Source organism: Nocardioides luti, assembly GCF_014212315.1.
Classification (GTDB): domain Bacteria; phylum Actinomycetota; class Actinomycetes; order Propionibacteriales; family Nocardioidaceae; genus Nocardioides; species Nocardioides luti.
In genome coordinates, this window is the sequence record NZ_JACKXE010000001.1 from 2375002 (window position 1) to 2388067 (window position 13066).

Annotated in this window: 14 protein-coding genes; 5 read left to right on the top strand and 9 right to left on the bottom strand. The window is 71.2% G+C overall.

The window, feature by feature from the left end; genetic code table 11:
- Nucleotides 1-84: 84 nt before the first annotated feature.
- Nucleotides 85-975, top strand: a complete 891-nt coding sequence (locus H5V45_RS11345) for a hypothetical protein (protein WP_185253017.1) — start codon at nucleotides 85-87, stop codon at nucleotides 973-975.
- Nucleotides 976-1002: 27 nt separating this feature from the next.
- On the opposite strand, the gene H5V45_RS11350 is transcribed toward H5V45_RS11345, so the two are convergent.
- Genes H5V45_RS11350 through H5V45_RS11365 form a run of 4 tightly spaced genes read right to left on the bottom strand, consistent with a single transcriptional unit; the run spans nucleotide 1003 to nucleotide 4049 of the window.
- On the bottom strand, nucleotides 1003-2025 hold the full coding sequence (locus tag H5V45_RS11350) for a 1-acyl-sn-glycerol-3-phosphate acyltransferase (protein WP_185253018.1): 1023 nt from the start codon (nucleotides 2023-2025) through the stop codon (nucleotides 1003-1005).
- A complete protein-coding gene (locus H5V45_RS11355) occupies nucleotides 2022-2858 on the bottom strand; it encodes a patatin-like phospholipase family protein (protein WP_185253019.1) in 837 nt (278 codons plus the stop codon). The genes H5V45_RS11350 and H5V45_RS11355 overlap by 4 nt, the downstream gene beginning before the upstream one ends.
- A complete protein-coding gene (locus H5V45_RS11360; protein ID WP_185253020.1) occupies nucleotides 2855-3208 on the bottom strand; it encodes a DUF3817 domain-containing protein in 354 nt (117 codons plus the stop codon). The genes H5V45_RS11355 and H5V45_RS11360 overlap by 4 nt, the downstream gene beginning before the upstream one ends.
- 10 nt (nucleotides 3209-3218) lie before the next feature.
- Complete coding sequence (locus tag H5V45_RS11365) at nucleotides 3219-4049, bottom strand: SURF1 family cytochrome oxidase biogenesis protein (protein ID WP_185253021.1); 831 nt, start codon at nucleotides 4047-4049, stop codon at nucleotides 3219-3221.
- Nucleotides 4050-4151: 102 nt separating this feature from the next.
- Here H5V45_RS11365 and H5V45_RS11370 point away from each other — a divergent pair, with 102 nt between their 5' ends.
- The 3 genes from H5V45_RS11370 to H5V45_RS11380 are packed head-to-tail and all read left to right on the top strand — an operon-like array spanning nucleotide 4152 to nucleotide 6476.
- On the top strand, nucleotides 4152-4883 hold the full coding sequence (locus H5V45_RS11370; RefSeq protein WP_185253022.1) for a FadR/GntR family transcriptional regulator: 732 nt from the start codon (nucleotides 4152-4154) through the stop codon (nucleotides 4881-4883).
- Nucleotides 4880-5632 (top strand): sterol desaturase family protein, encoded by a 753-nt coding sequence (locus H5V45_RS11375; RefSeq protein ID WP_185253023.1) that lies wholly within the window; start codon nucleotides 4880-4882, stop codon nucleotides 5630-5632. The genes H5V45_RS11370 and H5V45_RS11375 overlap by 4 nt, the downstream gene beginning before the upstream one ends.
- 52 nt (nucleotides 5633-5684) lie before the next feature.
- The gene (locus H5V45_RS11380) at nucleotides 5685-6476 is read left to right on the top strand and encodes an MBL fold metallo-hydrolase (RefSeq protein WP_185253024.1); all 792 of its coding nucleotides are present in this window, start codon (nucleotides 5685-5687) and stop codon (nucleotides 6474-6476) included.
- 21 nt (nucleotides 6477-6497) lie between these two features.
- Here H5V45_RS11380 and H5V45_RS11385 read toward each other — a convergent pair whose 3' ends face one another.
- The 5 genes from H5V45_RS11385 to H5V45_RS11405 form a co-directional block, all read right to left on the bottom strand.
- Complete coding sequence (locus H5V45_RS11385; protein WP_185253025.1) at nucleotides 6498-7517, bottom strand: hypothetical protein; 1020 nt, start codon at nucleotides 7515-7517, stop codon at nucleotides 6498-6500.
- Between the two features lie 161 nt (nucleotides 7518-7678).
- On the bottom strand, nucleotides 7679-8578 hold the full coding sequence (locus H5V45_RS11390) for a glycoside hydrolase family 6 protein (RefSeq protein ID WP_185253026.1): 900 nt from the start codon (nucleotides 8576-8578) through the stop codon (nucleotides 7679-7681).
- Nucleotides 8575-8811 carry a hypothetical protein gene (locus tag H5V45_RS11395; protein ID WP_185253027.1) on the bottom strand — a complete coding sequence of 79 codons (237 nt, stop codon included), beginning with the start codon at nucleotides 8809-8811 and terminating at the stop codon, nucleotides 8575-8577. Before H5V45_RS11395 ends, H5V45_RS11390 begins: the two co-directional genes overlap by 4 nt.
- A gap of 189 nt (nucleotides 8812-9000) precedes the next feature.
- Entirely contained in the window at nucleotides 9001-10002 is a 1002-nt protein-coding gene (locus tag H5V45_RS11400; RefSeq protein ID WP_185253028.1) for an IS481 family transposase, read from the bottom strand.
- Between the two features lie 446 nt (nucleotides 10003-10448).
- Nucleotides 10449-11219, bottom strand: a complete 771-nt coding sequence (locus H5V45_RS11405) for a nuclease-related domain-containing protein (protein ID WP_185253029.1) — start codon at nucleotides 11217-11219, stop codon at nucleotides 10449-10451.
- A 112-nt stretch (nucleotides 11220-11331) separates the two neighbouring features.
- Between H5V45_RS11405 and H5V45_RS11410 the strand changes: the two genes are divergently transcribed.
- Nucleotides 11332-12249, top strand: coding sequence for an HNH endonuclease (locus H5V45_RS11410; protein ID WP_185253030.1), 918 nt, complete (start codon nucleotides 11332-11334; stop codon nucleotides 12247-12249).
- Nucleotides 12250-13066 lie beyond the last annotated feature (817 nt).

Sequence of the window (13066 nt, forward strand, 5' to 3'; positions counted from 1 at the left end):
GCGGGACAAGACGCCCGCGCGGGCTGGGGTGGCATCGGGCATGATCGAGTGGAAGCCACACGACGAGAAGGAAGTGTCACGCCCATGGGCCTGCGCAAGAAGAAGACCCTCATCGACCAAGCGTCCGACTACGTCGAGGCCGTCCGCCCGCAGCTCGAGTCAGCGGTCGGGACCGCGCGCGACGCCGCCAAGGACGCCGCCAAGGAGGCCAAGGAGCGCGCGCTGCCCCTGCTCGCCGAGGCCCGCGACAAGGCGGCCCCGGTGCTCGCGGACGCCCGCGACAAGGCCACGCCGTACCTCTCCGACGCGCGTGACAAGGCGACGCCCTACCTCAGCGACGCGCGCGACAAGGCCACGCCGTTCCTGCACGACGCCCGGGACAAGGCCGCGCCCTACCTCAGCGACGCCCGCGACAAGGCCGCCCCGGCCCTCGCCGGCGCGCGTGCGAAGGCCGGCCCCGCGCTCGCCGACGCCCGCGACAAGGCGGGCCCGGCCCTGGCCGACGCCCGCGAGAAGGCGGCGCCGTACGTCGCCGCCGGTGCGGCCTACGCGGCCGACAAGGCCTCGGTCGGTCGCGACCTCGCCGCCGCCAAGGTCGCCGAGCTGCAGGGCAAGCCGCAGAAGAAGAAGGGCTCGACCTTCAAGAAGATCCTGCTGTTCGCGGGTCTCGCCGGCCTGGCCGGGTTCGTCGCCAAGAAGCTGCAGGGCGACAAGGCCGCGGACAACTGGCAGTCGTCGTACGTCCCCACCCCGGCTCCCGCCCCGAAGGCCCCGGCCCAGGCCGCCGCCCCCGTCACCCCGGCGGCTCCGGCCTCCGGTGCGACCGACGCCGCCTCGGTGGACGACCCGGCCGGCTCCTCGCCCGACGAGGCGCTCGCCGACCAGGTCGACGAGGCCCACCCGGTGACGACGCCGGACGAGCCCGCCGAGGTCGTCTCGATCGAGGACGCGCCCAGCAAGGACGAGAGCAAGTAGCACCCTCCCCCTACGCGGGGGACAGCGTCACCTGAGCCGGCCGGAGGGGAGATCCTCCGGCCGGTTCTCGTCGATCCAGGCGTCGATCTGCTCCCACCACCCGAAGAGCCAGTCGATGCGGGCCTCGCGGCCCTCGGGGATCTCGGCCCGCGGCACCTGCCACCAGCGCATCACGATCCGCTTGTCCATCGGCAGCTCGCGCCACAGGTCGGCGACCGAGGCCAGGTGGTCGAGCCCGGTGTGGGCCACGAGCACGACGTCGGCCTCGGGAGCGGCGTCCAGCGCCGCGATCAGGCCGCCCGGGCGCGGGGCGAGGACGTTCGTCATCGCCTCGGCCCGAACCGCCATCCGCTCGAGACCGAGCTTGCGCAGCCGGTCGATGCCGCGCTGGCGACGGGCCGGGGTGAAGTTGCCGCCCTCGGGGAAGATCACGAACGCGTCGTCCTCGTCGAGGTTGCTCGCGAGCGTGGCGATCTGGGACTCGAGGTCCTCGCCGCGGCCGGGGTTCGGAGTGATGAAGCGGGCCGGGATCCGGCGCAGCACGACGTCGATCATCGGGTCCCAGGCCAGGGTGTCCTTGAGGACCACGCGCGGCTCGCGGCGGTACCAGTGCATCAGCGCGTGGATGAGGACGAACGAGTCGCCCGGCCCCGCGTGCCGGCAGCAGACCACCAGCGGCCGGCCCGGGTGGGCGTCCGGGGTGGGCCCGTCGGTCGCGATCGAGAGCCGCAGCACCCGCCGCGCCTCGCGGAAGAACACCCACATCACGCCCTGGACCAGGTCGTAGTGGATGCCCTCGAAGTACGGCGTGCGCATCTTCCGCCCGAAGCCCGAGGCGATCCACAGCCCCAGCAGCACGACCAGCATCACCGCCTCGCAGGTGAGGTAGAGAATGAGGACCCACAGCAGCCGCAGCGCCCGCCAGCGGCCCGGGAGCAGCGGCGACAGCGCGGCCGCCCCGATCAGCCAGAGCGGTAGCGTCACCCACAGCAGTCCCGTCAGCAGGACCACGGCGGGAGCGACGACGACGCGCCTGAAGACGCGGATCACTCCACCGGTCCGAGCCGCTCGTCGAGGAAGGCCACCGAGGCGTCGTACGTCGCGTCGATGCGGCGCTGCACCCCGGAGAAGTCCCGGGTGCCGAAGAAGGAGTCGTCGCGCGAGGAGGTGCCGCGCGCCGGGAGGACGTGCGCCTCGACGGTGTCCGGCAGCTCGGCCATCTCGCGGTGGAAGCGGTGGCGGCGCGCGATCTCGAAGGACACCCGCGCGACCTCCCACGGCCGGCGCGGCACGCTCAGCGCCCGGTCCACGCGCCCGACCTGGAGCACGAAGATCCGGGTCGCGCCGAGCTGCACGGCCCGGCCGACCGGGATCGAGTTCACGATGCCGCCGTCGAGGTAGTGGCCCTCGCCGACGCGGGCCGGCGGCAGGAGACCGGGTACGGCGGCACTGGCGACGACCGCGTCGACGACGTTCCCGGTGTCGAACCAGTGCTCGGCGGCGCGCTCGATCGAGGCGGCGCAGACCTGGAAACGGACCGGCAGCTCCTCGAAGGTGACGTCGCCGAGCTCCTCGACCAGCCGCTGCTTGAGCGGCTTGGCGGAGTAGATGTGGGTGCCGGTGGCCATCGCCCGGCGCACGGTCCGCAGCGCGCGGTCGCCGTACACCTCCCGTCCGCTCTCGCTGGCGCCGCGCCAGAGCTCGGTGAGGCGGTCGATGACCGCGAGGGACGGGTCGCGGGCGATCATCGCGCCGTTGAGGGCGCCGACGCTGGTGCCGAGCACCAGGTCCGGGACGATCTCGCGCTCGAACAGGGCGCGCAGCATGCCGACCTCGACCGCGCCGAGGACGCCTCCGCCACCCAGGACGAACGCGGTCGTCACGGGTGGGCGGCGCTTGCGGTGGTCAGCTCGGGGTGCTCGACCCGCATCCGCTGGGTGACGCGGTGCTCGACCCAGAAGATCAGCAGCGGCACCAGGCCGGCGACCAGCGCCAGCAGCGTGAAGGCCACGCTCCACCCCGCCTTGCGGGAGAGGAAGAACGCGACGACGACGTAGATCATGAAGACCCACCCGTGCACGGCCCACATGATCGCGGAGCTCTCGCCGAACTGCTGGAGCGAGGAGCCCTCGGTGGCGAGGTACTTCAACGGCAGGGAGACCAGGGCGCAGAACGCGAGCAGGACGCCCACGACGAGGGCCAGCACGCGGTAGGCCTTGAACAGGTTCTTCACGCCGACGACACTACTGGCCGTCCGCAGCGGTGCCCGCGGGCTCCGCCTCACCGGGCGCGGCCGGAGTGGCCTGGGTCTCCTGCACCGGGGGGTGCAGCTCGTCGCGCATCCAGCGCACCCACACGAAGAGCGCGAACGCCCCGAAGAACCACCACTCGATCGCGTAGAGCAGGTTCCGCAGCGCGGTGAAGGTGCCGGCGTCGGGCAGCTGGTCGAGGGTGGCCGGCGCCAGCCCCGCCGTGCCGTCGTTGACCGCGGTCGGCCCGGTCGGCCAGTCCCCCGCCGGCAGGTCGTCGGCGATCACGACGTACGCGCCGTAGAGGTCCTGGTCGACGTGCTGGATCACGTCGGCGATCCGCAGCTGCGGCAGCACGTCGTCGGAGGGGTCGGGGTCGGCCTCGCCCGTGCCCTGGGGTGCCTGGAGGTAGCCGGTGAAGTCGCCCTCGCCGGTCGGCGGCGCGGGGGCGTCCGCGGGGTCCGCGACCCAGCCCCGGACGACCGGGACGGCCGGGTCGCCGGGCCCGGTGATCGCGAGCGGCGTGACGACCCAGTAGCCGGAGGTCCCGTCCTGCTCGCGGCCCGAGACGAAGAGCGTCCCGCCCGGCACCCAGGTGCCGCCGAGCACGACCGGCTGGCCGATCTTCGTGCCGGGGAACGGGTCGTCGGGCCCCAGGAGGCTGGTGAACGGCACCGGGTCGAGGTGGGTCAGGTCGACGGCCGCGGCCACGCGGCGCTCGTGCCAGGCGTCGTACTGCCACACGCCGAGGGCCACCGCCGTGGCGGTCAGGACCAGCGCGAGGAGGTGCACCGCCCAGTAGCGCGGGGCGAGCAGGGTGGGCACCGCCCCAGTCTACGAACCTCGCCTCATCGGACCGGCCGCGGTCGTCCCGCCCACTGGTCTGACCACTTGACCACCGACCGGGCTCGTCCTACGGTCCCTCACATGCCCCTGCAACCCGTGACCCGCCGCTCGGTCCCCGACGAGGTCTTCGACCAGGTGCTCGCCGGCGTGGTCGACGGCGAGCTCGAGGCCGGCGAGGCGCTGCCCAGCGAGCGCCGGCTCGCCGAGGTCCTCGGCGTCTCGCGCCCGGCGGTCCGCGAGGCGCTGCAGCGGATGGCGCAGACCCGGCTGCTCGACGTCCGGCACGGCGGCGCGACGACCGTCCGCGACTTCCGGAGGTACGCCGGCCTCGACCTGCTCCCGCGGCTGCTGGTGCGCTCGGGCGTGCTGGACGCGAGCGTCGCGCGCAGCATCCTCGAGGCCCGCCTGGTGATCGGCCCGGGCGTCGCGGCCCTCGCCGCGCAGCGCGGCGGCCCGGCCCTGGTGGCGCCCCTGACCGAGGTGGTCGACGCCCTCGCGGCCGCCGACGGCCCGGACGCCGACGTCGCCCGGCAGATCCACGCGCTGGCCTACTGGGACCTGGTGGTCGACGCCGCCGACTCGATCACCTTCCGCCTGATGTTCAACAGCCTGCGCACGGCCTACGAGCCCGCGATCGAGGCGCTCGCCCCGGTGATGGCCGAGGAGGTCGGCCAGGTCGGTGCCTACCGCGTGCTCACCGCCGCCATCGGCGAGGGCGACCCCGACACCGCCCGCGCCGCGGCCGAGCGGGTCCTGCGACCCGCCACCACCAGCCTGCTGACCGCGCTCACGACCCTCGAGGAGACCCCGTGACCAAGGCATCCCCCGAGGTCGAGGCCCTGGCGGCCGACCGGCTGGCCGCCGACGAGCAGCGGATCACCGGCGCCGCCGGTCCCGGCCGCCGCACGAACGTCTCGCTGGGCACCGCCTGGCGCTCCTTCCTGCGGGCACCGTCGCCGTGGATGATCGGCGCCTTCCTCACCGCGGCCGTCGTCGCGCGCGTCGCGGTCGGCCTCATCGCCGACGACGGCGGCTCGTGGTGGGAGCTCGCGATCCCGGCGGCCCTGCTCGCGGCCTTCCCCGTCATCGAGTGGGTGATCCACGTGGCGATCCTGCACTGGCGCCCGCGCCGGGTCGGCCCGGTCCAGGTCGACTCGCTGCTGGCCCGCAAGCACCGGGCGCACCACGCCGACCCCCGCGAGATCCCGCTGGTCTTCATCCCGTGGCAGGCGCTCTGCTGGCTGCTCCCGGCGTACGTCGTCGTGGCGCTGCTCGCGCTGCCCACGCTGCCCGGCGCGCTGTCGCTGCTGGTGTCGGTCTACGCGATCAAGCTCGGCTACGAGTGGACGCACTACCTCGTGCACAGCGACTACCGGCCGCGGTCGGGGTGGTACCGGTCGGTCTGGCGCAACCACCGCCTGCACCACTACAAGAACGAGCACTACTGGTTCACCGTCACCAGTGCCGGCACCGCCGACCGGCTGTTCGGGACCTACCCGGACCCGGCGACGGTCGCGACGTCGCCCACGGTCAAGAGGCTGCACGCGCTCGACGGCGCGTGAGGGGCCTGCCGAACCCCGCCCGGACCCGGCCCGGGTGCGGCACGATCGTCCCGTGACCCTCCACCACCTCAACTGCGGGACGATGCGCCCGGTCGGCTCCTTCGGCGGCCGGATTGCGCCGGAGCACCTCGTCGCGCACTGCCTGCTCGTGGAGCGGCCCGACGGCCTGCTCCTCGTCGACACCGGCTTCGGCACCGCCGACGTGCTGGACCCCTCCCGGCTCGGCCGGCCGTTCGTCGCCGGCGTCCGGCCGGCGCTCGACCCGGCGGAGACCGCGCTCGCGCAGGTCCGGGCGCTGGGGTACGCCGCCGGGGACGTCACCGACGTCGCGGTGACCCACCTGGACCTCGACCACGCCGGCGGGCTCGCGGACTTCCCCGCGGCCCGCGTCCACGTGCTCGGCGACGAGCTCGAGGCGGCACTGCACCCGACGCTGCGCGAGAGGGCGCGCTACGTCGCCGCGCAGTGGGCGCACGGCCCCCGCTGGGAGCGGCACGCGGTGGCCGGCGAGGAGTGGTTCGGCTTCGGCGCCGTGACCGCGCTCGGCGACGACGTGCTCCTCGTCCCCCTGCGCGGGCACACCCGCGGCCACTGCGGGGTCGCCGTCCGCCGCCCCGACGGCGGCTGGCTGCTGCACGCCGGGGACTCCTACTTCCACACCGACGAGAAGCAGACCCCGCCGCACGTGCCGGCCGGGCTCGCGGTCTTCCAGCGGGTGATGGGGGTCGACGACCTGCAGCGGCGCCACAACCAGGAGCGGCTGCGCGAGCTGCACGCCGCCCATGCCGACGACGTGACGATCTTCAGCGCCCACGACGCGAGCGAGCTCGCGGCGCTGACCTGAGGCCGGACCTCGGGCCGTGCCTCAGAGCCCGGTCGGCTCCGCGAGCGGGGTGACCTCGTTGCAGATCCCGAAGGGCAGGGTGCCGAGCAGGGTCAGCCGCGCCGCGACCGGCGGACGGCGTACGTCGTAGCCGATCCGCCCGGTCGTCGGGTCCGCCACCCCGTCGGCGAAGCCGTCGCCGAAGGCGAGCCCGTCCGCCGTCGGCCAGTCGTCGCCGAGGCGCAGCCGCTCGAAGAGGTCGAGGCGGTCGAGGTCGGTCCGCACCGTCGCGAGGTGGTCGCCGAAGCCGACGGCGAAGGCGTGCAGGTCGTCGAGGTCGTCCACGTCGTGGTGCGCGAGCACGGCGTCCTGGTCCTCCGCGGTGGCGTCCGGTCCGAGGGCCTCGTCGAGCGGCACGCAGCCGCGGTGGACGTACGTCGCCTCCGACGGTGCCCCGACCAGGTCGACGACCGTGGCGTCGGTGCCCCAGCTCATCGCGCCGTCCTGCGTGGTCCCGGACGTGACCAGGTGGGTCCCCTCGTCGACCTCGGCGCCGGCGAGCCCGGCGACGCCGGCGTCCACTGCGCGGCGCACGCCGCTCAGGTCCAGGTCGGGCCGCATGGCGAGCACGTAGCCGCTGCCCGACGGCCCGGTGAAGTGGGCCTCCCAGTCGACGTCGTCCTGGGTGAAGCCGTAGTCGAGCGCCAGCACCGACGCGTCGTCGCGGAGCATCCCCTGCGCCAGCAGCGGCGCCTCGGCCTCGGCCCGGACCCAGAAGTCCGCGCGGTCGGCCATCAGGTCGGCGCTGGTCAGGTCCGGCACCCCGAGCTGCGCCCGGATCTCGTCGAGGTCGGTCACGGTCAGCTCGGTGGCGTCGGCGGGCACCAGCGGCAGCACCGCGGCGGCCGGCTCCAGCGCCGGCGCGAAGGACGGGCTACCGCTCAGCCGCGCCGGCGGGCCGTCGTACGCCATGTCAGGGGGCGGGACCTCGTCACCGCACGCCGACAGGCCGCCGAGGAGCAGCGCCAGCACGGGGGCAGCGCGCAGCAGGGTGGGGCTCATCCGCCTTCACTCGGGCTCTCTGACAGGGGACACCGGTCGTCCCGGACGCGTGGGGGGCACGTCCGGACGGCGACCGTACTGTTCCACAGCGGTGCCGGGCATCGTCCGATCGGGCCCGCGTGGATGGTCCGTGCGGCCCGGTTGGGGGCGGTCGGGGGCGGTCAGTACGGCGTGGTCCGGGCCATCGCCAGCGCCCGCTTCATCGAGAACGGGTCCGCCTGCATGACCAGCCAGGGCCGCCCGAACCACAGGTAGCCGTCGACGAGCCGCCGGGCCAGCGCCCGGGTGGTGTCGCCCAGGCCCCAGGCCTCGTCGGCGACGTCGGTCGTCGGCGGGATGCCCAGGGTCACGCAGACCCGTTCGTCCGGCGTCTGGCAGACCTTGGCGTTGTCGGGGTGGCTGCCGCGGGCCCGGTTGAAGTCGAAGCCGCGGCCGTTCGACGACGTGTTGACCACGAAGTGCTTGGTACCCAGGCCCCGCGCCTCCAGCTCGGCCGCGACGGCGGCGCCGAAGACGACGTTGTCCTCCGTGGTCGCGTAGTGCGTGGAGTTCAGCGCGAAGCCGCGCGCGCTCGCGACCCCCGCCCGCTCGAGGATGTCCGCGGCCAGCTCGGGGTGGTTCGCCGGCCAGTCCGAGGCACCCCCGTCGATGTAGACGCTGGTGTTCTCGAGCGCGGACAGCTTCCTGGCGGCGTACGCCACGAGCCGGGACGGCACCCGCGACCCGTGCGGCGCGCAGAGCGCGAACGGGCCGTCCGGCTGCAGGATGATCGCAGTGTGCGCCGTGCCGGTCGCGTCCGCGAAGGCGTCGATCCACTGCTTGTACGACCGCTTCTCGGCCCGGGTGGGCAGCCGGTCGCACGCGGCGTGCTCCCACGGCACCATCCGGAAGATCGTCATCTGCACCAGCACGTCGGGGTCGCCGCCGGTCGAGTTGGCGATGTAGTCGGCCACCTTGCGCCGGATCTCGGCAGGCCCCCCGCTCCACGCCCCGAACCACTTGGCCTTGGGCCGCAGCGCGATCTTCGCGAGCAGCTCCTTCTTCTTGCCCGTCGCCTTCACGTACGGCGCCCAGCCTGGTCGCCCGAGCCCTGGTAGACGCCCATCCGGTGCCCGGCGAGCGGATTGACGTCCGTCGTCGTCGCGGGCCCCGCGAGCGGCGCGACGGACACCGCCCCCGTCGACGACTGTGCCGACGCGCCCGCCTGGGTCGGGGCCAGGCCGGTGAACAGGGCGACCAGGGCCAGCAGGACCCCGGCGCGCAGCAGCGGGACGGGACGGGAACGGGGGTGCACGTGGATCTCCTCAGGCGGCCGAGCTCGCGCCGGACAGGTCCCCCCATCGTGCGGGCGAGCCCGGGCACTGTTAGGAGAAGGGCCGAGGACTGACCGATCGGCCATCCGCATGGCCCGTGCGGGTCAGGCTCTGCGACGCACGAGCGCGACGTTGGACGTCAAGCGCTGAGGCGGATCGCTATCTCCGAGCTAGCTGTAGTTCCCCGTGACGTTGTGAACGCGGTCGGCGGGGACTTGGCCTCCGATGCCGGTGGGGGGTCGATGGTGATTGTAGAAGTGGAGCCAGGCTGCGTAGGTGGCCGCGCGGGCCTCGTCTGACAGGTAGGGCTGGGCGTAGGCCCATTCGGTGGTGAGGGTGCGGTTGAAGCGCTCGACTTTGCCATTGGTTTGGGGGCGGTAGGGCCGAGTTCGGCGGTGTTTGACGTCTTCGCCCAGGGCTGCGGTGAATACCTTGGAGCGGTAGCAGGAACCGTTGTCGGTCATCACGGCTCGAACGCTGATGCCGGCATCAGCGAAGAACGCCCGGGCCCGTTTCCAGAAACCAGCGGCGGTCTCCTTGCGTTCGTCGAGGAGTTGCTCGGAGTAGGTCAGCCGGGAGTGGTCGTCGACGGCGTGGTGGAGGTAGACGTAGCCCCGCGAGGCTGGTGCGCCGGCACGGGCTGTTCGGTCGCTGGCGGCGTGTGCGTGTCGGTGCTGTGCGGAGGTGCGGCCGAAGGCACGCCATCCTCCTCCGTCGGGGATCTTTCCGAGCTTCTTGATGTCGATGTGGACCAGGTCGCCGGGTGCGGCTGTTTCGTAGCGGATCGGCTTGGGACGGCGGACGGGCAGGCCGGTTGCCTGGTCGAGGTGTGCCAGCAGCGGCATCCGATAGCGAGTCAGAACCCGTCCGACCGTGGAGCGGGGAACACCGAGGTGGTAGCCGATGCGGTGTGGTCCCCAACGGCGGCTGTAGCGCAGCTTCACGATCCGCTGCTCCAGACGCCGCGGACAGCGTGCCGGTGAGGTCACGGGCCGCGAGGACCGGTCGGTCATCGGCTGGCCGGCGCGGTAGCGACGGGCCCACTGCGACGCTGTCGCGGGCGAGACCTGGAACCGCTCGGCAGCGCGACGAACCGCCCAGCCATCTTCAACGATCAACACCGCCAATCGGCGGCGTCCTTCAGGGGTCAGCGGGGCGTTAGCGTGGGTCATGAAGACCTCCAGTCAGAGGGTGGCGTGGTAACCCCCTCCGTACTGGAGGTTTTCGCTATCCGTCTACGCCTCGACGTTCACAACCTGTCGGGGAACTACAGCTAGCGCAGCGACCGTAGGGATGCGGCCGCCGCTCTGTCCAAGAGCCTGGACGTGTCAGCCGCGACATGACCACCATGCGACGTCAACTCACAGTGCTCCAGCACACCGCGTCACCCGCCTCGCTCGATCTCGCCCCGCTGGCGCCGGAAGCGACCTTGGTAGAGACTCGCAATTCTTCTCGCAGGTCTCCAGGCACGATCCACATTGCCGTCTTGCGACGGACCAGCGAAGGACTCGCCGAATGCTCCCGATGGACGTTGGCGATAGAAGGCCCGCCGAGGGAGGTACGTATCGTGGAGGTCAATCGACATCGCACCGGGCCGGCAGAGGTGGGTTGTCAACGCCTAGCGCATCGCGCTTGTGACCTTTGAGCGGTAGTCCTTCAGTAGCTTCATAACCCCCCGGGCAGCGTCTCGCGGCACCTCGTGCCCGTCCAGGTCTCCCAGCCATTGGAGTAACTGGCGACCATCGAGGAATCGCACCCCGTCGATGATGGCATCACTCGGTACGCCGGTTCGAGCGGCACCCCACAGGACGACAACCGGGGTAACAGTCACCGGCTTGGCCGTCGTCCGGTGCCGCGCGCCACTCTCTCGCTTCAGCACCGAGCGAAGAAGGCCCTCCGCCCGTAGGGCGGCCCGCCGCGAGGACCTGGCCATGGCTGGAACGTCTTCCGCGGTGACGTGGTTTCGCCACTTGGAGTCGATAGCTAAAACGCCGCCGTGGCGCGTGATAACAAGATGGTCGATGTCCCCTGCTTGGAGTTCAAAACTGTCGATCCAATCCCAGATCAGGCGTTTGCGCTTAGCGCGTTGAAGCTCGCTGCGCGTGTTGTCTTCTCCCCAGGCCCCCCTGAGCTGCCAAACGGCCTCCTGATCGTGGGCTAGGAAGGCCGAGTTCAACAGGTGCAACCCCGCCGCGATGAGTGCCGCGTGGACGAGTCCCAGGGAGTAAAGGCGCCCGGGCATCGGGACAATCAGAAGGATGAGACTGCTGATGACCCCAATGACCACAAAACCGGCCAGCACCAGTGCGACCACGGTGGCATTACGACGCAGCCACTCATTGCGACGACGCTTCAATCGTCGCGCTGGGTAGGACGCAATGCTGGCCATGTTGCCCCCTCTCACGCACGCAGTTAACACGACGCCTAGCCATGATGCAGAGGGTTAGCGGGATCGCACGAGAACCCGCCCCGTGCCGTCGAGATGCTGACATGATCCAGCCGTGACTCCTGGCCAGCGGTTGCGTGAGCTCGCGATTAGGCACGCCGCCTTCGCGTGGCTGGACCGCCAACGCGCGGCTGGCAAGGAGACGTTCAGCCAGGAGGACACCAGCGGCCTCACCCTGGCTGGTGAGACCATCAGACTGATGCCCACTCAGCAGGGGATCTGGAAGCCCGGCCAGCTCGATGCGGCCCTCTCCATTCGGACCGTCTACCGTCCGGAAGGCACCGACCGCCCCTATGCCGACGCGGTAGGAGTTGACGGGTTTTACCGTTACAAGATGCGTGGCGACGATCCGAACCACTATCAGAACCGGGCCCTACGCGCGGCGCTGGCCGAACGCGTTCCGCTGATCTGGTGGCTGGGCGTGCAGGGTGGCGGATACAGCGCCCTCTATCCGATCTACTTGGTGAACGAGGAGCAGGCCGACCTCCAGTTCGTCGTGGACATCGAAGCTGTGCCTCAGCCTGACATCGTCTGGCCATCCACCGAACTTAAGCTCGATCCGTCGTACCGCCAGCAGCTCACCAAGCTCCGCTTGCACCAACGTCCTTTCCGTGCTGCAGTTCTTCGGGCTTACCAGACCGCGTGCGCTGTCTGCTCCTTCCGGCACAGCGACCTGCTCGACGCGGCGCACATTCACGAGGATGGAGCCGGCGGACTGCCAGTCGTCACCAACGGCCTTACGCTTTGCAAGATGCATCACGCTGCCTTCGACCGTCGGATCCTTGGCATCACCCCTGGCTTCGAGGTTCGGATCAACGCTGAGGTCCTGAAGGAAATCGATGGGCCGATGCTCCGCCACGGAATCCAAGATTTCCATGGCAAACAGCTGATGGTCCTACCTCAACGCCGTTCAGAGCGCCCAGACCGCGATCTCTTGGAGACTCGATATCAGGCATTCCTCGATGCCAGCTGATCGTGGACTCAGCTCTGCGTGTCCGCGACGGTTGTCAACCCACCGGTTGGAATTCAACCACATCGTCAATTGCCGGGACTTGCACGTGCCGGCCACGCGGCCCGACCCGGGTGGTGGCGTGCGCGGTCACTCACCCGATCACCTCACCCGCTGCCCGATCCATCGCCGCGTCGTACGCCGTCGCGATGTCGGTCTGGAGGGCCGCGGCGAGCGACCACGAATCCGACGAACGGAGCGCGTGCGCGTCGTCTCACGGCCGCCCCTTCGCTATACAGGTTAGGGCGTCGTAGCCGGCGACCCATCGTTCGTAGGCGTCGCCGTCCAACGTCCCCCCGTCCTGAACTGCGGAAACACCGCGACCCCACCGCCGCGGGAGTCGTGACGACATAACGCCCGGCCAGCCCGGTTCACTCGGCGAGGTAGTAGTCATCGACTCGTGAGCGGTCCGCTTCCACATACGAGCGCGGCGGCTGCGGGCCCCGTAGAACTTGACTCCACCGTGCATCGCCCTCGTCACCACCCGTCAGCACTCGTCACCTAGCCTTGAAATGACGCTCGGCCCGCCCCGAGGGGCGGACCGATCCACGGGCCTTCGAAGCATAAGTGCCGCTTGGTTTCGAGGCTTCGAATCACCTTGCGTGGAGCGGGCTTTCGGACTCGTTAGAGGCCGTCAACAATCGTCATCGCGGGACGCTGATGAAGGAGGCGGCGGGGTCTCGCCGGTGACGTCGCACAGCCCGTTGTGCCGGTTCACAGGTGCACAGCGAGGTGGTTTAGTCCTCGACATGAGTGCGATCCAACATCTCTCGATGCGGGT